Genomic DNA, 20,621 nt, shown 5'->3' with positions numbered 1-20,621 from the left:
CCATGGCCAATGTCGCGGTGATCGGCGCCCAGTGGGGCGACGAGGGCAAGGGCAAGGTGGTCGACTGGCTGGCCAGCCGCGCCGACATCGTCGTGCGCTTCCAGGGCGGCCACAACGCCGGGCATACGTTGGTAGTCGGCAACGAGACCTACAAGCTCTCCCTGCTGCCCTCCGGCGTGGTGCGCGGCAAGCTCGGCGTGATCGGCAACGGCGTGGTGCTCGACCCGCACGCCCTGCTCGCCGAGATCGACAGGGTGACGGCGCAGGGGCTGGCGGTGACGCCGGCCAATCTGCGCATCGCCGAGACCGTGCCGCTGATCCTGCCGCTGCATCCCGCGCTGGACCGGGCGCGCGAGGCTGCGCGCGGCGAGGCGAAGATCGGCACCACGGGGCGCGGGATCGGCCCCGCCTACGAGGACAAGGTGGGTCGCCGCGCGATCCGCCTGTGCGACCTCGCCGAGCCGGAGACGGTGTCCGCGAAGCTCGACGACCTGCTCTTGCACCACAATACCCTACTGCAAGGCCTTGGTGCTGAACCATTCTCCAAGCAGGCGCTGCTTGCCGACCTGCTGTCCCTCGCCCCCCGCCTGCTGCCCTTCGCCGAACCCGTGTGGGAGCGCCTCGACCAGGCGCGCGCCGAGGGCCGGCGCATCCTGTTCGAGGGTGCCCAGGCGGTGATGCTGGACGTCGATCACGGCACCTACCCCTACGTGACCTCGTCCAACACGGTGGCCGGCAATGCCGCCGGCGGCGCCGGGATCGGCCCGGCCGCGATCGGCCGGGTCCTCGGCATCGCCAAGGCCTACACCACGCGCGTCGGCTCCGGCCCCTTCCCCACCGAACTCACCGACGACACCGGAAGGCTGCTCGGTGATCGCGGCCACGAGTTCGGCACCGTCACCGGGCGGCGCCGGCGCTGCGGCTGGTTCGACGCGACGATGGTGCGGCAGGCGGTGAAGGTCGGCGGGATCGAGGCACTGGTGCTGACCAAGCTCGACGTGCTGGACGGGCTCGGGGAACTGAGGATCGGCGTCGGCTACGCGCTGGACGGTGAACGCCTCTCGCGCCTGCCGGCGGCACCCGGCGCGCAGGCGGCCGTGATGCCGATCTACGAGACGCTGGAGGGCTGGTCCGGCTCGACCCGCGGCGCGCGCTCCTGGGGCGAACTGCCGGCGCAGGCGATCAAGTATGTCCGCCGGATCGAGGAACTGGTCGAGGCGCCGGTGATGCTGCTCTCCACCAGCCCCGAGCGCGACGACACCATCGTGATGCGCGACCCGTTCGCGGACTGACCCACGCGCCGTCCTTAACGTCGGGTCAACCGTCATGCGCCAGTGTGTGGGAAGGCGCGGATGGGAGAGTCGAATGGCGAGCGGAGGACAGCCGAGGATCGGCAATCACGCCATTGATCCGCTGAGCCCGGTGCGCGGCGTGGTCGGCGGCGGACTGAACGCCTTCACCGCGCGCCCGCTCGCGGCCGACGCCCCACCTGGCCTTGCCGTGGTCTGCCGCACCCAACACCCGCCTCGGCTGCGCGCGATCGAGCGGCTGGTGATGGAGGACGACATCCCCCACCTGATGCGGCCGCTCGGGCAGGATGTGGTGGCGTGGGACGGCGGCGAGGCGCGGCTGATCGTCTATCCCCTGCCCCCCGGCCCGCCGCTGCTGCCGCGTGACGAGCGCCGACCGCCGCTGCGCGAGGGGGACCTGATCCAGAACGTGGTCCGCCCGATCGGCATGGTCCTGTCGACGCTCGGCGATCTCGGCATCGTCCATCGCGGCATCCGCCCCGACAACCTGTTCCGTCCGACCTCCGGCGGTCCCGCCATGCTCGGCGAGGCCTGGGCGCTGCCGGCAGCCTTCGCCCAGCCCGCCGTGGTCGAGCCGCCCTCCTCGGCGCTGTGCCTGCCGATCGGCCGCGGCGAGGGGACGATGGGCGACGATCTCTTTGCGCTCGGCGTCACGCTGGTCGCGCTCGCGACCGGCGTGTGGCCAATGGCCGGCCTCGACGACGCGTCCGCGACGCGGGCAAAGCTCGAACGCGGCAGTCTCGTCGCCATCCTGGCCGAGCATCGCCTGCCCGGCGGCCTGGTGACGCTGGTGCGCGGCCTGCTGGCCGAGGATCCGGACCACCGCCCGAGCCCGGCCGAGCTCGCCGGCTGGCCCGGCTCGGCGCGCACCCGCTCGGTGAGCGCCCGGCCGGTCCGCAAGGCGACCCGACCGCTGCCGGTCGGCCCGGCCCAGCCGCGCGACATCCACAGCCTCGCCGCGACGCTCGGCACGCACTGGGCCGAAGGGGTCGCGGCCGTGCGCAGCGGCGCGGTCGCGGTCTGGATCGAGCGCGCGCTCGGCGACGGCCAGCTCGCGTCCCGGCTGCGCGAGGCGATCGAGGACGAAACCGGCGCGGTCGATCCGCTGGTGCTCGACACGCTGCTCTGCCGCACGATCGCCCTGGTCGATCCGCGCGCGCCAATGTTCTGGCGCGGCACCGCGCTGATGCCCGACGCGCTCGGCCCGGTGCTTGCCGAGGCGGTCCTGTCGCGGGGGGATCATCCGCTGGCGCTCGGCGATCTCGAGGACCTGATCGACAGCCTTGCGATCGGCGGCTGGGCCACGGCCTGCGGCGATCGGTACGTCGATCCGGTCGCGCTGGAGCGGATGTCCCGTCAGTACCGGCTGATCCGTCGGTCCTCGGCCATGGGGTCGGGGACGGAACGCCTGCTGTACCAGCTCAACCCGGCGCTGCCCTGCCTCTCGCCGCTGCTCGGCGGGCGCATGGCGACGACGCTGCCGGCGCTGCTGCGCGCGCTTGAGGCCGCGGCGCCGGCACTGCCGGCCGGCACTCTGCCGCTCGACCGCCACATCGCCGCATTCATCGCGGTGCATGTGGATGGGCGGCTCGACGGCGAACTCGCGGCGGCGGGCGAATCCGGGTCGGTGGCGGAGGCTGCGGTCTCGGCAATCGGGGTGTTCGCCGCCCTGCAGCGGATGCATCGGGGCGGGGCGATGCCTGCGCTCGGTCGGGTGCTCGGCGACCTGGCCGCGCCGATGGCGCGGAGCTGGCACGAGAAGGCCCGGCGCGAACGGGCGGTGGCGGAGCTGTCGCGCGTCGCTGCGTCGGGTGACCTCGGGTCCCTGTACGGGCTGCTGGCGGACCCTGGCCTGCGGCAGCGCGACCAGGCCGGGTTCGCCGCCGCCGCCTTGTCGTCGGCCGAGGCCGCGCGGGCGATCGCGGCGGTCGCGGCGGGGCGCGGCCGGCGCGCCGCGGAAGCGTCCCGGATCGGCGGCGGGATCGCCCAGGGTGCGGCGCTTGTCGTGTTGGCGCTGACGCTGCTTTCCGTGGCGGGGCACTGAGCCATGGCCGGTGCCGCGAAGGCCGCGAAGGCGCCCGCCAAGGCGCAGGGATCGGCGCGCACGCCGCTCGGCTTCTGGGGCCTTGGCGTCGCCACCGGCGCGGTGCTCGGAATCGCGCTGCCGACCGGGCTCCTGTTGGCGATCGGCCTGTTCCCGGCCGCCGTTGCGCTGGCGGTGGACCGCTCTGCCGGACGGGGCACCGCGCGCACGGTGCTCGCGCTCAATCTCGCGGGGCTGCTGCCCTCGATCCGCGCGCTCTGGCTCGAAGGCCACGACCTGATGACGCTTGCCGCGATCCTGGGGCGGATGGAGACCCTGCCGCTCGCCTACGCGGCGGCGGTCATCGGCTTCCTGCTGCCGCAGGTGCTCGCCTGGGCCGTGCTGGCGGTGCTGGAGGCGCGCGCCTACGGCTCGGTGCAGGCGCTGGAGCAGCGCCGCGCGACGCTGCGCGAGACCTGGGGCGTCGAGGTCGAGCGCCCGCCCCGCTGAGTCGACGCGCCGGGCCCGTCCCGGTGGGTCAGGCGGGCGCGCCGGCGCGGCGCTCGGCGATCTGCGCCTTCATGCTCTTCTGGACCTTCTCGAAGGCGCGCACCTCGATCTGGCGCACCCGCTCGCGGCTGATGCCGTATTGCTGCGAGAGGTCCTCGAGCGTGGTCGGCTCGTCCTTCAGCCGGCGCTCGATGAAGATGTGCCGCTCGCGCTCGTTCAGCGTGCCGAGCGCCTTGTCGAGCAGCGCCTTGCGCTGGCCCATGTCCTCGGCCTCGGCGAGCGTCTCCTCCTGGGACTCGCTGTCGTCGACCAGCCAGTCCTGCCACTCGCCCTCGCTCTCTGCGCGCACGGGCGCGTTCAGACTGTGGTCGGGGGCAGCGAGCCGACGGTTCATCGAGATCACGTCCTGCTCGGGCACGTCGAGCGCACGCGCGATCTTGGCGACCTGCTCGGGCTTGAGGTCGCCGTCCTCGATCGCCTGCATCTGGCCCTTGAGCCGTCGCAGGTTGAAGAACAACTTCTTCTGCGCTGCCGTGGTCCCCATCTTCACCAGCGACCAGGAATGCAGGATGTATTCCTGGATGGCGGCGCGGATCCACCACATGGCGTAGGTTGCGAGGCGGAAGCCGCGATCCGGATCGAACCGCTTCACCGCCTGCATCATGCCGACATTGCCCTCGGAGATCAGTTCGCCCACTGGCAGGCCGTAGCCGCGGTAGCCCATCGCGATCTTCGCGACCAGGCGCAGATGGCTGGTGACGAGCTTGTGCGCCGCCGCGAGGTCACCCTCGTCGCGCCAACGACGCGCGAGCGCGGTCTCCTCCTCGGGGGCCAGCATCGGGAATTTGCGGATCTCCTGCAGATACCGGGTCAGGTTGCCTTCCGGAGCCACAGGGATCGCGTAGGACGCTGTCATGGACCTCTCTCTGCTCGGACGGACGCCGGGCGCCGGCGCGCCGATGGGGGAATGGACACTCCGCACTCTGTCACGGCCCGGTTCCCCGGGTGGTCACGAACCGGCGACAGGACCGTCACGCGGGCGTGATGGCACTCTCCCCCACCAAGTGCCAACGCATTTATGCTGCCCCAACTCGGGCACGCTCCGCAAGCAACCGGACCCACGCGGTCCTGATTTGGATCATCACGGCGGCTGATCGGCCAGCCGGTCGATCAGGCCGGCGATGTCCGCCGGCAGGGGGGATTCGAAGCGCAGTGCCGCCCCGGTTACGGGGTGGGCGAAGCCGAGGCTCGTGGCGTGCAGCGCCTGGCGCGGAAAGCCGGTCAGCTCGGCCCGCCGCGTCGGGTCCAGCGCGCGCGCCGCCGCGGGCAGGCGGCGGAGATAGGCCGGGTCGCCCACCAGCGGGTGGCCGAGGTGGGCGAGATGCACCCGGATCTGATGCGTCCGCCCGGTCTCGAGCCGGCACTCCAGCAGCGCCGCCGCCGTGCCGAAGGCGCGCAGGACACGGTACCGGGTCGCCGCGGGCTTGCCGCGCGGCATCACCGCCATGCGCTTGCGGTCCACCGGGTGGCGGCCGATCGGTGCCTCGATTCGCCCCTCGGCGCTGGCGGGCACGCCCCAGACCAGCGCGAGATACGCGCGCTCCAGGTCCCGCCGCGCGAAGGCTGCGGACAGCGCGTGGTGCGCGCGCTCGGTCTTGGCCGCCACCATCACGCCCGAGGTATCCTTGTCGAGCCGGTGGACGATGCCGGGCCGGGCCTCGCCGCCGATCCCCTTAAGGCTGTCGCCGCAATGGGCGATCAGCGCGTTCACGAGCGTGCCCTCGGGGTTGCCGGGGGCTGGGTGCACCACCAGCCCCGCCGGCTTGTCGATCACGATCAGCTCGGCGTCCTCGTACAGCACCGTGAGCGGGATCGCCTGCCCCGCTGGCGCGGCCGGCGCCGGCGCGGGCACGCCCAGCCGGTAGGTCGCGCCGGCGCGCACCGGCTCGGAAGGATCGCGCGTCACCGTGAAGTCGCGGCTCGCCTGCCCGGCCTCGATCAGCGCCTTGACGCGCGAGCGCGAGAGCTCCGGGAACACCAAGGCAAGCCAGCGGTCGAGCCGCTGGCCGGCGGCGGCGCGATCCGCCACCATCGCGCGGACGGTGGCAGCTTGGTCGGGGGTCATGGACGGGTCGGGCATGCGGGTGCTGAAGGCGGCGGTGATCATCATGGGCGTGCTGATCGTGGCCGGCACGGTGGTGCTTGCGATGACGATTGCCAACCGTCTCGGCAACCGCCCCGCCCCGCCCTCGATCGCCGGACTGGGCGAGCCCGCCGGCAGCCGCATCCTCGGCATCGCCGCCGCGGGCGACCGGCTGGCCGTCCACGTGACCGGCGGCGGCGCCGAGGACCGGATCGTGATCGTCGATCCGGCGACGCATCGCGTGCTCGGCCGGCTGGTGCCGGGAGCACCGTGATCGTCACCGTGCCGGACGATCTGCTGCGCGCCCTGCCCCGGCTCGCCGCCGCCGCGATGCCGCGCGAGGCGTGCGGGCTGCTGGTCGGGCGCGCGGCCGCGGACGGCGTGGCGGTCACGGGCCTCGCGCCGAGCCGCAACCTCGCCGCGGCCGAGGATGCGTTCGAGATCGACACCGCGCTCCAGCTCGCGCTGCAACGGCGGCTGCGCGGCACGGCCGAGGCGGTGGTCGGCGTCTGGCACAGCCACCCGGCGGGCGCGCCCACGCCCTCCGCCCGCGACGTCGAGGGCGCCTGGGAGGCAGGGCTTGCCTGGCTGATCACATCGGGCGAGGAAACGGCCGCGTGGCGGGCGCTCGGCGGTGGGGCCGGGTTTGCCCCCGCCGTTCTGCGCCGGCCCCGCATCGATGACCACGCGCGGCTGCACGACAAGGAGCCATGATGGACGACTACGCGAAGCGCAGCTACGGCGAGATCCCGGTCGGGTTCGGCCGCAAGCCGGGCATCGTCGTGGTTGACTTCCAGACCGCCTTCACCGACCCGGCCTATCCGCTCGGCGGCGCACCGCTCGTGTTGCGCGCGGTCGAGAACACGGCAAGGCTGCTGGCGGTCGCGCGTCGCTACGGCGTGCCGGTGGCCAACTGCAACACCGCCTACATGAACGCGCGCGAGATGCCGTACTGGAAGATCACCGCCGTGCGCGAGACCTTCCTGCACGACCACCCGAGCTCGGCCCTCGATCCGCGCATCCACGATCCGGGCTATGACCTGACCGTGTGCAAGAAGGCGCCGTCGATCTTCTTCAACACCGGTGTGGCCGACTACTTCACCAAGGAGCGCGTGGACACGGTGATCGTCACCGGCTGCAACACCTCGGGCTGCATCCGCGCCTCGGCGGTGGACAGCTTCAGCCACCGCTACCGCACCATCGTGCCGGAGGACTGCGTCGGCGACATCGAGGAGCAGCCGCACCGCGACAATCTGCGCGACATCGGCCGGCGCTACGTTGACGTGAGCGACCTGAGCACCGTCCTCGGCTATCTGGACGACTGGCACCGCCAGAACGCGCCCTGACCCGCAGCCTCTGTGCAGGCGAGGCGCAGGCCCTGGATCACACTCCACCGCTGCGCCTAGTGTGACCTGACTGGCGTGCCCGGCGCGGCACAAGACGGGAGTGAGCGATGCTGTTCCGCAGCGACAACGTGACCGCCGTGTGCCCGCAGGTGATCGCCGCGATCCTCGCGGTGAACGAGGGGGACGCCGCCCCCTACGGCGCAGACGAGGTGACGGCACGGCTCGACGACGCGTTCGGCAGCTATTTCGAGGCTACAGTGCATGGGCATCCCGTGGCGACCGGGATCGCCGCCAATGCGCTCTCGCTCGCCGCCGCCATGCCGCCGCCGGGTGCGGCGCTCTGTCACGTGAACGCGCATGTGAACACCAGCGAGTCGGGGGCGCCCGAGTTCTTCTCCGGCGGCGGCAAGCTGATCACCCTCGACGGCGCGCATGGCCGGCTCGATCCGGCGGCGATCGAGCGGCTGCTCGCCGCCCTGCCACCTGACCGGCTGCAATCGGCCCCGCCCACCGTCATCACGATCACGCAAGGGACGGAGGCCGGAACGGTTTATGCGCTCGACGAGATCGCCGCGATCGCGGCGATCTGTCATGCGCGCGGGCTGGTGCTGCACATGGACGGCGCGCGCTTCGAGAATGCGCGCGCGCGCCTCGGCTGCTCGCCGGCCGCGCTGTCCTGGCGCGCCGGTGTCGATATCCTGAGCTATGGTGCCACCAAGAACGGCGCGATGTGCGCCGATGCGGTGGTGATCTTCCGCGCCTCGCCGCATGCCGAGCGGCTGAACCGCTTCATGGGGCAGCGCCGGCTGCGCGCGGGGCAGGTGTTCAGCAAGATGCGCTATCTCTCGGCGCAGCTGCTGGCGATGGTCGAGACCGGCGTCGCCGCCCATAACGCCGGGCACGCGAATGCGACGGCGGGCCGGCTATCGGCGGGGCTTGCCGCGCTGCCCGGCGTGCGGCTGATCCACCCGACCGAGATCAACGAGGTGTTCGTGCACATGCCGGAGGGTATCCGCACCGGGCTGGCGGCCGGGGGCTTCCCGGTGCGCGCCCGCCCCGAGGATCCGAACCTGGTGCGCTTCGTCACTGCCTGGAACACGCGCGCAGAGGATGTCGAGGCGTTCCTGGCCGCGGCCGGCCGCGCGACCGCCGCGGCCGCCTGACATCCTCTTGCGCCGAGGTGGCCGCCGGGCGTTCACTCCTGCCGCCGGGTGAGGAGAAGCGCCATGTCGTGTCGCCTGCTCGCTGCCGCTGCGGGTCTTGCGGGACTCGCGACGCTGGCACTCGCCCAGACCTACACACCCGGGCCGCAGAACATCACGCTGCCGACCGACTGGGAGTCGCGGTTCATCCGCTTCGCCACCGTCGACAAGGCGGAGCGCAAGATCATCCGCCATCTCTACGTCAACCCCGAGGCGTACGAGGCAGCGAAGCCCGGCGAGCCGCTGCCCTACGGCACGGTGATCATCATGGCCGACACGCGCGCACGGGTTGACGCGCAGGGCACTCTGCTGGTGGATCACGGCGGCCGGTTCATCCCGGTGCCTGGCTGGATCGCGGTCGCCGCGCAGCAGAAGGAGCGCTACGGGCCGGAGAAGCGCAACGGCGAGTGGGAATACGCCCGCTTCATGGGTGACGGCCGCCGCAATCCGGCCTCGGTCGAGGCGTGCTTCACCTGCCACCTCCAGGCGCGCCCCGCGCAGGACTTCGCCTTCGACTTCTGGGACTACGTACAGAAGCGCCGCTGAGGCCCGCTACGCGGACGCCGCGCGCACGCGGCGATCGTAGTCCTCGGCGAGCGCGCCGAGCGCGGCCGCGCAGTCGCCGGCAAAGGACGAGCCGTGCATGATCGCGAGCCGACGCGGCGCGAGCCCGGCGAGGCGGCGGATCGTCGCGCCCATGCCCGGATTGAGGCTGGAGGCGCGGAACATCTCCTCCGCCGCGATCGCGGGGCCGACCACGTCGCCGTCCGTCACCGCGGGGCCGTCGCCAACATGGGCGAACAGATCGCCGCAGAGGAGCGTGGCGGTGCGCTCGTCGAAGAGCACGCCGGCGTCCCAGCCGTGCGGAATGTGCGGCGTGTCGATCCAGCGCAGACGACGCCCGCCGATGTCGAGTGTCTCGCCGTCCGCCAACATGCGCGGGGACCGATCGGCGAGGTCGTTCAGCGACACCATCACGCCGGTCTGGCCATGCGCCGCCTGCGCCTCAGGCGCGATCGCGAGCCACTCGTTGAGGGCGCCGCATTCATCCGACTCGTAGTGCCCGAAGGTGATCCAGCGCAGCCGCTCGGGCGGGATGATGCGCGCGAGTGCCGCGCGCGCGAGCGGGAACATCCGCCGGAAGCCGGTGTGGAACAGCAGCGGCTCGTCGCCCAGCACGAGGAACTGGTTGAAGGTGAAGCCCGCCGGCGGGGCGATCTCGGGCACGTAGATCGAGATCCGGTAGATGCCGTCGGCGATCTCGGCGACGCGGGGATCCATGGCGTCTCCTTGCCGGCGCGTGCCGGCGGGTTCGGGTCAGCGGAAGGGTGCGCCCGGCAGCGCGGCGGCGATGACGCGCGCGACCTCGTCGGCGGCGTCCTCGGTGGTGAAGCCCGCGCGGGCGAGCGCGCGGAGCACAGCGACGTCGAGCAGCGCGGCGGCCACGGCCGCGCGATCCTCGGTCATGCGGGCAGGGCGCAGCGCCTCGCGGGCGAGCGCAAGGCGGCGTTGCTCCTCTTCGGCGACGAAGCGGTGCAGCACCGGCAGCAGGTGCTGGTCGCAGCGGACGCGTTCGAAGGCGGCGACGCGCGCATACCAGGCGAACACCGCGCGGGCGAGGCAGCGGAGGCGCTCAGGCACGGTGCGCGCGCCGTCGAAGATCTCCGGACCCGGTGGCGGCGCGGTGTCGAGCGTGTGCTGGCCGCAGGCGAGGATCGCGTCGTCGTAGCTCGGGAAGTGGTGATAGACGGTGCCGACGCCGACGCCCGCACGGGCGGCGATCTGCTTCATCGAGGTCGCCGCGATGCCCTGCTCGGCGTGCAGTGCGGCGGTCGCCTCGACGATGCGCCGTCGTGTGGCGTCGGTGGTCTGGGCGCGGCGGTCGGCGCGGTAGCGGCGGGGGGTCATGTTTTTCTCGACCGAACGTTCAATCAATATCATGGCCGCGCGCGAGTGTCAACAAAGCCTCGCCGTGCCCGCCTCCGCGCCCTTGCGTGCGGCGTGCCTCGGCCTCGACGCCGAAGCGGCTTGATCCGCAGCGGATGGGACTGTATGTCCCCGGGCGGCGCCGTCCCGTTCGTCTAGAGGCCTAGGACACCGCCCTCTCACGGCGGCAACAGGGGTTCGAATCCCCTACGGGACGCCAAGCGCGCCACATGCTGGGCGCTTGGGGGATAGTTTAGCGGTAGAACTCCCGGCTCTGACCCGGGCAGCCTTGGTTCGAATCCAGGTCCCCCAGCCAGCCCGGGCGCAGACCGCAGCGCCCCCGACCCCGGGTGCGCCAGCCGCGGCGCTGCACCGCCAGGCACCTTCCCGCGTCTCGGCCATCGTGCGCACGCGGTACGCCTCTGCGGCGTCCAGGGTCTCGGCCAGCACGGAGAAGCAGACCCTGCGCCGCGTCGCCCGACACGCAGGCGCCGATTGTAGCGGTCGCGGATCGCGCTTCGGCCGCGCGACCTCCGGGGCCGGACGTCGGTGGCTCAACTGAGCTTCATCGAAGCTTCACCCGTTCGCAATCACCAGGTCACCATGCCCTGGCACCTCTCAGCGCATGAGCGATACCCCCGGCGCAACCTCCGCACGCGCCAGCAACGTGCTGCTGATCGTCGTCGATCAGTGGCGCGCCGACATGATGCCGGGCTCGCCGGCGCTGCCGATCGAGCTGCCGAACATCCGGCGGCTGATGCGCGAGGGTGTGACCTTCCGCAATCACGTCACCACGGCGGTGCCGTGCGGTCCGGCGCGGGCGAGTCTGCTCACCGGGCTCTATCTGATGAACCACCGCGCGGTGCAGAACACCGTGCCGCTCGATCGGCGCCACTTCACGCTTGCCCAGGCACTGCGCGCGATCGGCTATGATCCGGCGCTGATCGGCTACACCACCACCACGCCCGACCCGCGGACGACGTCGCCGCGCGATCCGCGCTTCCTCGTGCTCGGCGACCTGATGGACGGGTTCCGCAGCGTCGGCGCATTTGAGCCGGGGATGGACGGGTACTTCGGCTGGGTTGCGCAGAACGGCTACGCGCTGCCGCCGAATCGCGCCGACATCTGGCTGCCCGAGGGCGAGGATGCGGTGCCGGGCGCCACCGACCGCCCGGCGCGCATTCCGAAGGAACTCTCCGACAGCGCCTTCTTCACCGAGCGCGCGCTGACCTACCTGAAGGGGCGCAACGGCAAGCCGTGGTTCCTCCACCTGGGCTATTACCGGCCGCACCCGCCGTTCGTCGCTTCGGCGCCCTATCACGCGATGGTACGGCCCGAGCAGGTTACGGCGCCGGTCCGGGCCGAGTCGCGACAGGAGGAGGGCGCGCAGCACCCGCTGCTCGGCCACTATCTCGGTGCGGTCGCGCAAGGCTCGTTCTTCCAGCGCGCGAGCGGCCTCGCCTCCGAGCTGGACGAGGCGTCGGTGCGCCAGATGCGCGCGACCTATTGCGGCATGCTCGCCGAGATCGACGACTGCCTCGGCCGGGTGTTCAACCATCTCGATGCGACCAATCAGTGGCGCGACACGCTGGTGATCTTCACCTCCGACCACGGCGAGCAGCTTGGGGATCACTGGCTGCTCGGCAAGCTCGGCTATTTCGACGAGAGCTTCCGCATCCCTCTGATCGTCAAGGACCCGCGGGCAGAGGCCGAGGCGACGCGCGGGCGCACCCTCGATACGTTCACCGAGAGCGTCGATGTGATGCCCACCATCCTCGACTGGCTCGGAGGCGAGGTGCCGCGGGCGGTCGATGGCCGCTCGCTGCTGCCGCTAATCGAGGCCGAGCCGCCGCGCGACTGGCGCGATGCCATCACCTACGAGTTCGACTTCCGCGACGTGTTCTACTCGCATCCGGAGGCCGCGCTCGGTCTGCCAATGGATCATTGCAGCCTCGCGGTGATCCAGGACGCGGAGGCGAAGTACGTCCACTTCGCCGGCTTGCCGCCACTGTTCTTCGACCTGCGCGAGGATCCGCACCAGTTCTCGAACCGCGCGGACGACCCGGCGCTCGCACCGCGGATCAAGGACTACGCGCAACGCCTGCTCACCCATCGGCTGCGCCACGCCGAACGCACGCTCACCCACTTCCGCGCCACCCCGCACGGGCTGGAGGAACGACGGCCCGCGCCCTGAACGGTCCCCGACGCCCACAGGACAGGAGGTCCCCCCGCCATGCCTCGTCTGACCCGTCGCTCCATCCTCGCCGGCACGGCCGGCTCGCTCACCCTGCCCCGCTTCGCGATCGGCCAGGCCGACCAGCGCCCGTCGATCGTGGTAGCGGTGCAGAAGATCTCGAACAGCAATACGCTCGAAGTGCTGCGCGAGCAGTCCAATGTCGGCGAGCGGGTGTTCTACACCTCGATCTGGGAAGGGCTGATCGGGCGCAACTGGCTCGGCGACCAGGGCCCGGTGCCCTCGCTCGCCACCGCCTGGCGGCGGATCGACGACCGCACAGTCGAGCTCGACCTGCGCGAGGGCGTGACGTTCCACAACGGCGACACGCTCACGGTCGAGGACGTGGTGTTCAGCTTCGGCCGGGAGCGGATGTTCGGCGACACCGGCCCGATCCTCGCCGGCGAGACGCTGCGCGTCACTTCAGCGACGCCGGTCGCCGGCGGCAAGGCGCCGCCCCCCGAGGTGCCCGCGATCGCGCGGCGGATCTGGCCGGCGCTGGAGCGGGTCGAGGCGGTGAACGCGCACACGGTGCGCTTCGTCAACGCCGTGCCGGACGTGACTCTGGAGGGCCGGATCGGCCGCTACGGCAGCGATGTCGCCTCGCGCCGTGCCTTCGAAGCCGCCGCGTCCTGGCTCGCCTGGGCGCGCAAGCCGGTTGCCACCGGGCCGTATCGCATCGTGGAGTTCCGTCCCGATGTCGAGCTCGTGCTTGAGGCGCATGACGAATACTGGGGCGGCCGCCCGCCGCTGCGCCGCATCCGCTTCGTCGAGGTGCCGGAGGTGGCAAGCCGCGTGAACGGCCTGCTGTCGGGCGAGGTGCAGTTCGCCTGCGACATCCCGCCCGACCAGATCGCCGGGATCGAGCGCAACCCACGCTTCGAGGTTCAGGGCGCGACCATCCACAATCACCGGCTGACGGTATTCGACAAGAATCACGCCCAGCTCGCCGACCCGCGCATCCGCCGCGCCATGACCCATGCGATCGACCGCCAGGCGATCGTCGACTCGCTCTGGGGCGGGCGTACGCGCGTCCCGCCCGGGCTGCAATGGGAGTTCTACGGCCCGATGTTCCATGCCGACTGGACGGTGCCGGCCTACGACCCCGCCTTGGCGCAGCGGCTCGTGCGCGAGGCAGGCTATCGCGGCGATCCGATCCCGTATCGCTGCCTCAACAACTACTACACGAACCAGAATGCGACCGCGCAGATCCTGGTCGAGATGTGGAAGTCGGTCGGGCTGAACGTGCAGCTCCAGATGGTGGAGAACTGGCAGCAGATCATGCAGCGGGGCGAGACCCGCGCCATCCGCGACTGGTCGAACTCCGCGCTCTACAACGACCCTGTCTCGTCGCTCACCAGCCAGCACGGCCCGAACGGGTCGCAGCAGCAGCAGGGCGAGTGGCGCAACGACGAGTTCAATCGTCTCGCCATCGAACTCGAAACCTCCACCGATCGCGCACGCCGCCGCGTCGTGTTCCGCCGCATGATCGAGATCGCCGAGCGCGAGGACCCTGCCTACACGGTGCTGCACCAGAACGCGACCTTCACTGCCAAGCCAAAGGCGATCCGGTGGCGGCAGCCGGCCGCCTTCGCGATGGACTTCCGCGCCGAGGCGTGGGGCGGCGTTTCGGGCTGAGCCTCATGACCAGGAGAGAGACCATGCGCCTCACCCGCCGTGCGGCCCTGGCGGCGACCGCCGCCGCGACCTTGCCGCGTTTCGCGATCGCCCAGGCCGACCAGCGCCCCTCCATCACCGTCGCGGTGCAGAAGATCAGCAACAGCAACACCTTCGAGACGCCGCGCGAGCAGTCCAATGTCGGCTACCGCGTCTACTCGAACTATGCCGAGACGCTGATCGAGTCCGCCTGGCGCGATCAGCTGAAGCCGATTCCGGGTCTCGCGATGGCGTGGCGGCGGATCGACGACCGCACCGTGGAGTTCGATCTGCGCGAGGGCGTGCGCTTCCACGACGGCACGGTGATGTCGGCCGAGGATGTCGCCTTCAGCTTCGGTCCCCGCCTGTTCGGCGCCGAGACCCTCGGGGCACGCAAACCGCCAGCCGAGGTCATCGCCACCGGGCGCCGGACCTTTCCCGCGATCGAGCACATGGAGGTCGTGCGGCCCGGTGTCGTGCGGTTCGTGAACAAGACCCCCGACGTGACGCTCGAAGGGCGCATCCAGCAGAACATCGGCGTCGTACTGTCTCAACGGGCGTTCGAGGCAGCGCCGAACTGGCTGGCCTGGGGCCGCGCACCGGTCGGCACGGGACCGTATCGCATCGCTGGCTTCCGCCCCGATGTCGAGCTCGTGCTGGAGCCGCACGACGCGTACTGGGGTGGTCGCCCGCCGGCGGGCCACATCCGGTTCCTGGAGGTGCCGGAGGTCGCAAGCCGGATGAACGGGCTGCTGTCCGGCGAGTTCGATTTCGCCTGCGACATTCCGCCCGACCAGATCGTCACGATCGAGCGAAACCGCCGCTACGAGGTGCTCGGCAGTCCGATCAACAATATCCGCATCCTCGCCTTCGACAAGACCCATCCCGTGCTGGCCGATGCACGCATCCGCCGCGCGATGACGCATGCGATCGACCGCGCCGCGATCGTCGAGGGGCTGTGGTCCGGCCGCACGCGCGTGCCGAAGGGGTTGCAGCTCGAGTTCTACGGGCCGATGTTCATCGATGGCTGGGACAACCCGCGCTTCGATCCCGACGAGGCGCGTCGCCTGCTGCGCGAGGCAGGCTATCGCGGCGATCCGATCCCGTACCGCCTGCTCAACAACTACTACACGAACCAGGTCTCGAACGCGCAGATCATGATCGAGATGTGGCGCGCGGTCGGGCTGAACGTCGAGATCCAGATGGTCGAGAACTGGAACCAGATCCAGGATCGCGCCACCCCGCGCGGCATCCGCGACTGGTCCAACACCTCGCTGTTCAACGATCCCGTTTCGGGGCTGGTGCGGGGCATGGGGCCGCGCGGCGAGCTCCAGCTCCAGGGCGAGTGGACCAACGAGGCGTTCAACGCCGAGGTGGAGGTGCTGGAGAGTTCACTCGACCGCTCCCGCCGGCGCGCCGCGTTCCGGCGCATGCTCGAGATCATCGAGCGTGAGGACCCCGGCTACCTGGTGCTGCACCAGGCCGCGACCTTCACCGCCAAGCGGCGCGACATCCGCTGGAACGCCTCGCATGGCTGGGCGATGGACTTCCGCGCCGACAATCTCGGCTTCGGCGCCTGACGGCACAGGAGGGAGAGTCTGCCATGACCAGGATCACACGTCGCGCCGCGCTCGGCGCAACCATGGCCACAGCGGCGCTGCCGCGCTTCGCGATCGGCCAGGCCGACCAGCGCCCGACCGTGACGATCGCGGTCCAGAAGATCGCCAACAGCAACACGCTGGAGACCGCGCGCGAGCAGTCGAATGTCGGCAGCCGCACCTTCAACTCCTATGCGGAAATGCTGATCGACACCGACTGGATTGGCGACCTGTCGCAGCGGCCGGGGCTTGCCACCGCATGGCGGCGGATCGACGACCGCACGGTCGAGCTCGACCTGCGCCGGGGCGTGACGTTCCACAACGGCGACACCATGACCGCCGAGGACGTGGTGTTCAGCTTCGGCCCTGAGCGCCTGTTCGGCGGCTCGGACCAGCGCCAGGGCGGGACCTTGTTTGCAGCCCCCACCGCGACGGGAGCCGCTGGCAAGGCGCCCCCGCCCGAGGTCCCCGCGGTCGCGCGCCGGACCTATCCGGCGCTGGAGCGCATCGAGATCGTTCGCGAGGGCGTGGTCCGTTTTGTCAACAGGACGCCCGACGTGACGCTCGAAGGGCGGATCGCGCGCAATGTTGGCGTGATCCTCTCGCGCAGCGGCTTCGCCGAAGCCGAGTCCTGGCTAGCCTGGGCGCGCCGGCCGATCGGCACCGGCCCCTACATGATCGCCGAGTTCCGCCCCGACACCGCGCTCACCCTTGCCGCCTTCGACGCCTACTGGGGCGGGCGGCCGCCGGCGCGCCAGATCCGCTTCCTCGAAGTGCCCGAGGTCGCGAGCCGCATCAACGGCCTGCTCTCGGGTGAGTACGACTTTGCCTGCGATATCCCTCCCGACCAGATCGCCACGATCGAGCGCAACCCGCGCTTCGAGGTCGCGGGCAGCCTGATCACCAACCACCGCCTGACGGTGTTCGACAAGAACCACCCGCAACTCGTGGACCCGCGCGTACGGCGCGCCTTCACGCACGCGATCGACCGCAATGCGATCGTCGAGGCGCTCTGGGCCAGCCGCACGCGCGTGCCCAAGGGGCTGCAGTGGGACTACTACGGCGAGATGTTCCAGGCTGATTGGAACGTTCCCAATTACGATCCCGCCGAAGCGCGGCGGCTGCTGCGCGAGGCCGGGTATCGCGGCGATCCGATCCCGTATCGCCTGTTGAACAACTACTACACGAACCAGAATGCGACCGCGCAGATCCTGGTGGAGATGTGGCGCGCGGTCGGGCTCAACGTCCAGATCGAGATGCGCGAGAACTGGCAGCAGATCTTCGATCGCAACAGCCCTCGTGGCGTGCGCGACTGGTCGAACTCCGCGCCGTTCAACGATCCGGTGTCCTCGATCACCAACCAGCATGGGCCGCGCGGCCAGCAGCAGCAGGTCGGCGAGTGGACGAACGAGGAGTTCAACCGCCTCTCGGTCGAGCTCGAGACCTCGACCGACCGGGCGCGCCGTCGCGCGGTGTTCCGGCGCCTGCTGGAGATCGCCGAGCGCGAAGACCCAGCCTACACCGTGCTGCACCAGACCGCGACCTTCACCGCAAAGCGCAAGGAGATCCGCTGGCAGGCGGCGCAGTCCTTCCTGATGGACTTCCGCGCGCGCAACCTCGCCTTCCCGGCGTGAGCGCGGCATGGGTGTACTCGTTACTCTCGCCGGCCTGACGGTCGATTTCGATACCGGCAGGCGCGTCGTACGCGCGCTGCATGGGGTCGATCTCGCGGTCGCGCGCGGCGAGGCGGTCGGCCTGGTCGGCGAGTCCGGCTCGGGCAAGTCGGTCACCTGGCTCGCCGCACTCGGTCTTCTGGGATCGCGGGCGCGGATCCGCGGCTCGGTGCTGCTCGACGGCACCGAACTCGTCGGCGCGCCCGTGCGCGTGCTGGAGGCCGTGCGCGGCAAGCGCGTCGCGATGATCTTCCAGGACCCGGCCTCGTCGCTCAACCCGGTGCATCGGATCGGACGGCAGATCGGCGAGGCCCTGGCCCTGCATCGCGGGCTCGCCGGCGCGGCCGCGCGGGCTGAGACGCTGCGTCTGCTCGACCGTGTCGGCATCCCTGCGGCGGCGCGTCGGCTCGATGACTATCCGCACCAGCTCTCGGGCGGGCAGAACCAGCGCGTGATGATCGCGATGGCGCTTGCGGGCGAGCCTGATCTGCTGATCGCCGACGAGCCCACCACGGCGCTCGACGCCACCATCCAGGCGCAGATTCTGGCCCTGCTCGGCGAACTGCGCCGTGACGGCAACATGGCGATGGTGCTGATCAGCCACGATCTCGGCGTGGTGGCGGAGAACTGCGACCGCGTGGCGGTGATGTATGCCGGCCGCATCGTCGAGGAGGCCGCGGCCGACAGACTGTTCGATGCGCCGCAGCATCCCTATACCCAGGGCCTGCTCGATGCGCTGCCCGATCTCGACGGGCCGCGCCGCTGCCTCGCCGCGATCCCCGGTACCGTGCCCGAGCCCACGCGCCTGCCACCTGGTTGCGCTTTCGCACCCCGCTGCCCGCGTGCCGAGTCGGCCTGCGCGGCGGCCATTCCCCCGTTCCGCTTGCTTGCCTCGGGACATCGTGCCGCCTGCCTGCGTCCAGGCACGGCTGCCGTGGCCGAGCGCGAACGGGCGGTTGCATGACCGCGTTGCTCTCGGCACGCGATCTTGCGCGGCACTACGCGCTACGAACCGGCCTGTTCGGCCGCCACGCCACCCTGCGCGCGGTGGACTGCGTGTCGTTCGACGTGCCGCCCGCGCGCACGCTCGCGCTGGTCGGCGAGTCGGGCTGCGGCAAGACGACGACAGCGAAGCTGGTGCTCGGCCTGATCCCCTGGACCGCAGGCACCGTGACCTTCGAGGGCGAGGCGCTGCCGGCGCCTGCCACTGCCGACTGGCGCGACCTGCGCCAGCGCATGCAGATGATCCATCAGGACCCGCTCGGCGCGCTCGACCGGCGCCTGCCCGTGCTGCGCCAGGTCGCCGAGCCGCTGGAGATCCACAAGGTCGGGAGCAGAGCGGAACGGCGCGAGCGTGTCCTTGCGCTGCTCGACGCGGTCGGGCTGCAGCCGCATCTCGCCGGCCGCTACCCGCACGAGCTCTCGGGCGGTCAGCGCCAGCGCGTGGTGCTCGCACGCGCGCTGATCCTCGAGCCTGCTCTGATCGTCGCCGACGAGCCGGTCTCCGCGCTCGACGTCTCGATCCAGGCGCAGGTGCTGAACCTGTTCGAGGACCTCCAGGCGCGGTTTGGCGTCGCCTTCCTGTTCATCAGCCACGACCTCAAGGTGGTGCGCCAGGTCGCGCATGAGGTGGCGGTGATGTATCTCGGCCGGATCGTCGAGCAGGGCGAGCCCGAGGCGCTGTTCCGCCAGCCCGCGCATCCGTATACCCGCGCGCTCGTCTCTGCGATCCCGGTGGTGCGGCAGCGCGCCGGCCGCGAGCGCATCGTGCTGGAGGGCGATCCACCGAACCCGATCGCGGTGCCGTCCGGCTGTGCGTTCCATCCGCGCTGCCCGATCGCCGTCGCCGCGTGCGGAACTGAGACACCGGCGCTGAAGCCGCTGCCCGATGGCCGTCTTGTTGCCTGCCACCTTGCGCATGGCGACGCAGCGATGCGCAAGGCAGCCTGACCCGTGCTGCGCTACCTCCTCTCGCGCCTGCTGCGCGCGGGCCTGACGATCGCTGCGGTCGTCACCTTCGCCTTCGTCGTGCTGCGCCTCTCCGGCGATCCGGCGCTGCTGATCATGTCGGTCGACGCGCCGCCCGAGGCGGTCGAGGCGTTCCGCACCGCCTGGGGGCTCGACCGGCCGGTGTGGGAGCAGTACCTGCGCTATTTCATCCAGGTCGCGCAGGGCAACCTTGGCCAGTCGATGCGTGACGGACGGCCTGCGCTCGCCGTGGTGATGGAGCGCGTGCCGGAGACGCTCGCGCTCACGCTGCCGGCCTTCGCGATGAAGCTGCTGATCGGCGTTCCCGCCGGGATCTACGCCGCGCTGAACCGCAACCGGCTTGCCGACCGGCTGACCATGGTGATCTCGGTCGCCGGGTTCACCGTGCCGTCCTTTGTGCTGGCGCTGATCCTGGTGCTGATCTTCGCGGTCAATCTCGGCTGGCTGCCCTCGGGCGGGGCGGAGTCGTGGCGGCACGCGATCCTGCCGGTGATCACGCTCGGGCTGTCGGGCGCGGCGATCCTGGCGCGCTTCACCCGCTCCGCGATGCTCGAAGTGCTGGGCCAGCCCTATATCCGCGCGGCCTCGGCCAAGGGGCTGCCATGGCGCCGTGTCGTCACCGACCACGCGCTGCCGAACGCGGCGATCCCCACCGTGACGATCATCGGCTTCATGGTCGGCAGCCTGGTCGCCGGCGCGGTGGTGGTGGAGAGCGTGTTCTCCTGGCCGGGCGTAGGGCGGCTGCTGGTGATCGCGGTCTCGAACCGCGACCTTGCGATCGTGCAGACGATCCTGCTGCTGGTCGCCATCACCATGGTGTGCGCGAACCTGATCGTCGACATGCTCTATGGCTGGATCGACCCGCGGCTCCGCACCGCGCGCGCAACGGGAGGCTGAGCATGGCGCCGCAGGACGTTGCCGTCGCGATCCTGCCGTCGCCCGAGGCGGCCGAGCCGTCGCGCGGCGCGCTGGCGCGTTTCCTCGAGGCCTGGCCACCGGTGGTGCTGCTCGC

At 71.1% G+C, this 20,621-nt stretch carries 19 protein-coding genes and 2 tRNA genes; 17 read left to right on the top strand and 4 right to left on the bottom strand.

Translation table 11 applies throughout. From position 1 onward, the window contains the following. Positions 1-2: 2 nt before the first annotated feature. The 3 genes from ACTIFU_RS09440 (at position 3) to ACTIFU_RS09430 (ending at position 3,843) form a co-directional block, all read left to right on the top strand. On the top strand, positions 3-1,292 hold the full coding sequence (locus ACTIFU_RS09440; protein WP_439578051.1) for an adenylosuccinate synthase: 1,290 nt from the start codon (positions 3-5) through the stop codon (positions 1,290-1,292). Positions 1,293-1,365: 73 nt separating this feature from the next. Continuing rightward, entirely contained in the window at positions 1,366-3,354 is a 1,989-nt protein-coding gene (locus tag ACTIFU_RS09435) for a hypothetical protein (protein WP_439578050.1), read from the top strand. 3 nt (positions 3,355-3,357) lie between these two features. Then, a complete protein-coding gene (locus ACTIFU_RS09430; protein WP_439578049.1) occupies positions 3,358-3,843 on the top strand; it encodes a hypothetical protein in 486 nt (161 codons plus the stop codon). A gap of 28 nt (positions 3,844-3,871) precedes the next feature. On the opposite strand, the gene rpoH is transcribed toward ACTIFU_RS09430, so the two are convergent. Next, on the bottom strand, positions 3,872-4,759 hold the full coding sequence (gene rpoH / locus ACTIFU_RS09425; RefSeq protein WP_439578048.1) for an RNA polymerase sigma factor RpoH: 888 nt from the start codon (positions 4,757-4,759) through the stop codon (positions 3,872-3,874). Between the two features lie 225 nt (positions 4,760-4,984). Then, positions 4,985-5,968, bottom strand: coding sequence for an RluA family pseudouridine synthase (locus ACTIFU_RS09420; RefSeq protein WP_439578047.1), 984 nt, complete (start codon positions 5,966-5,968; stop codon positions 4,985-4,987). A gap of 13 nt (positions 5,969-5,981) precedes the next feature. Here ACTIFU_RS09420 and ACTIFU_RS09415 point away from each other — a divergent pair, with 13 nt between their 5' ends. The 5 genes from ACTIFU_RS09415 (at position 5,982) to ACTIFU_RS09395 (ending at position 9,080) form a co-directional block, all read left to right on the top strand. Further along, a complete protein-coding gene (locus ACTIFU_RS09415; RefSeq protein WP_439578046.1) occupies positions 5,982-6,260 on the top strand; it encodes a DUF6476 family protein in 279 nt (92 codons plus the stop codon). Next, the gene (locus ACTIFU_RS09410) at positions 6,257-6,700 is read left to right on the top strand and encodes a M67 family metallopeptidase (protein ID WP_439578045.1); all 444 of its coding nucleotides are present in this window, start codon (positions 6,257-6,259) and stop codon (positions 6,698-6,700) included. Before ACTIFU_RS09415 ends, ACTIFU_RS09410 begins: the two co-directional genes overlap by 4 nt. Then, entirely contained in the window at positions 6,700-7,332 is a 633-nt protein-coding gene (locus ACTIFU_RS09405; RefSeq protein WP_439578044.1) for an isochorismatase family protein, read from the top strand. Before ACTIFU_RS09410 ends, ACTIFU_RS09405 begins: the two co-directional genes overlap by 1 nt. 107 nt (positions 7,333-7,439) lie before the next feature. Further along, positions 7,440-8,495: a threonine aldolase family protein gene (locus tag ACTIFU_RS09400; protein ID WP_439578043.1), complete on the top strand. Its 1,056-nt coding sequence runs from the start codon at positions 7,440-7,442 to the stop codon at positions 8,493-8,495. A 63-nt stretch (positions 8,496-8,558) separates the two neighbouring features. Then, on the top strand, positions 8,559-9,080 hold the full coding sequence (locus ACTIFU_RS09395; RefSeq protein ID WP_439578042.1) for a cytochrome P460 family protein: 522 nt from the start codon (positions 8,559-8,561) through the stop codon (positions 9,078-9,080). Positions 9,081-9,086: 6 nt separating this feature from the next. Here ACTIFU_RS09395 and ACTIFU_RS09390 read toward each other — a convergent pair whose 3' ends face one another. Together ACTIFU_RS09390 and ACTIFU_RS09385 are read right to left on the bottom strand one after the other, a co-directional pair. Then, the gene (locus ACTIFU_RS09390) at positions 9,087-9,815 is read right to left on the bottom strand and encodes an MBL fold metallo-hydrolase (RefSeq protein WP_439578041.1); all 729 of its coding nucleotides are present in this window, start codon (positions 9,813-9,815) and stop codon (positions 9,087-9,089) included. Positions 9,816-9,851: 36 nt separating this feature from the next. Next, on the bottom strand, positions 9,852-10,442 hold the full coding sequence (locus ACTIFU_RS09385; RefSeq protein ID WP_439578040.1) for a TetR/AcrR family transcriptional regulator: 591 nt from the start codon (positions 10,440-10,442) through the stop codon (positions 9,852-9,854). 162 nt (positions 10,443-10,604) lie between these two features. Here ACTIFU_RS09385 and ACTIFU_RS09380 point away from each other — a divergent pair. The 9 genes from ACTIFU_RS09380 (at position 10,605) to ACTIFU_RS09340 (ending at position 20,506) form a co-directional block, all read left to right on the top strand. Further along, a tRNA-Glu gene (locus ACTIFU_RS09380) sits at positions 10,605-10,680 on the top strand. Positions 10,681-10,702: 22 nt separating this feature from the next. Further along, positions 10,703-10,776, top strand: a tRNA-Gln gene (locus ACTIFU_RS09375). A gap of 309 nt (positions 10,777-11,085) precedes the next feature. Beyond that, the gene (gene pehA / locus ACTIFU_RS09370) at positions 11,086-12,654 is read left to right on the top strand and encodes a phosphoric/sulfuric ester hydrolase PehA (RefSeq protein ID WP_439578039.1); all 1,569 of its coding nucleotides are present in this window, start codon (positions 11,086-11,088) and stop codon (positions 12,652-12,654) included. A 39-nt stretch (positions 12,655-12,693) separates the two neighbouring features. Next, a complete protein-coding gene (locus ACTIFU_RS09365; RefSeq protein WP_439578038.1) occupies positions 12,694-14,331 on the top strand; it encodes an ABC transporter substrate-binding protein in 1,638 nt (545 codons plus the stop codon). Positions 14,332-14,354: 23 nt separating this feature from the next. Beyond that, positions 14,355-15,929: an ABC transporter substrate-binding protein gene (locus tag ACTIFU_RS09360; RefSeq protein WP_439578037.1), complete on the top strand. Its 1,575-nt coding sequence runs from the start codon at positions 14,355-14,357 to the stop codon at positions 15,927-15,929. Between the two features lie 23 nt (positions 15,930-15,952). After that, the gene (locus ACTIFU_RS09355) at positions 15,953-17,581 is read left to right on the top strand and encodes an ABC transporter substrate-binding protein (RefSeq protein WP_439578036.1); all 1,629 of its coding nucleotides are present in this window, start codon (positions 15,953-15,955) and stop codon (positions 17,579-17,581) included. Positions 17,582-17,588: 7 nt separating this feature from the next. Beyond that, positions 17,589-18,584 (top strand): ABC transporter ATP-binding protein, encoded by a 996-nt coding sequence (locus ACTIFU_RS09350; RefSeq protein ID WP_439578035.1) that lies wholly within the window; start codon positions 17,589-17,591, stop codon positions 18,582-18,584. Continuing rightward, a complete protein-coding gene (locus ACTIFU_RS09345; protein ID WP_439578034.1) occupies positions 18,581-19,570 on the top strand; it encodes an ABC transporter ATP-binding protein in 990 nt (329 codons plus the stop codon). Before ACTIFU_RS09350 ends, ACTIFU_RS09345 begins: the two co-directional genes overlap by 4 nt. A 3-nt stretch (positions 19,571-19,573) precedes the next feature. Next, a complete protein-coding gene (locus tag ACTIFU_RS09340) occupies positions 19,574-20,506 on the top strand; it encodes an ABC transporter permease (protein WP_439578033.1) in 933 nt (310 codons plus the stop codon). Positions 20,507-20,621 lie beyond the last annotated feature (115 nt).

This window comes from Elioraea sp. (assembly GCF_051860475.1).
Classification (GTDB): Bacteria; Pseudomonadota; Alphaproteobacteria; order Acetobacterales; family Acetobacteraceae; genus Elioraea.
The sequence above is the reverse complement of the archived record's forward strand: the minus strand, read 5'-3'. Positions and strand labels throughout refer to the sequence as shown.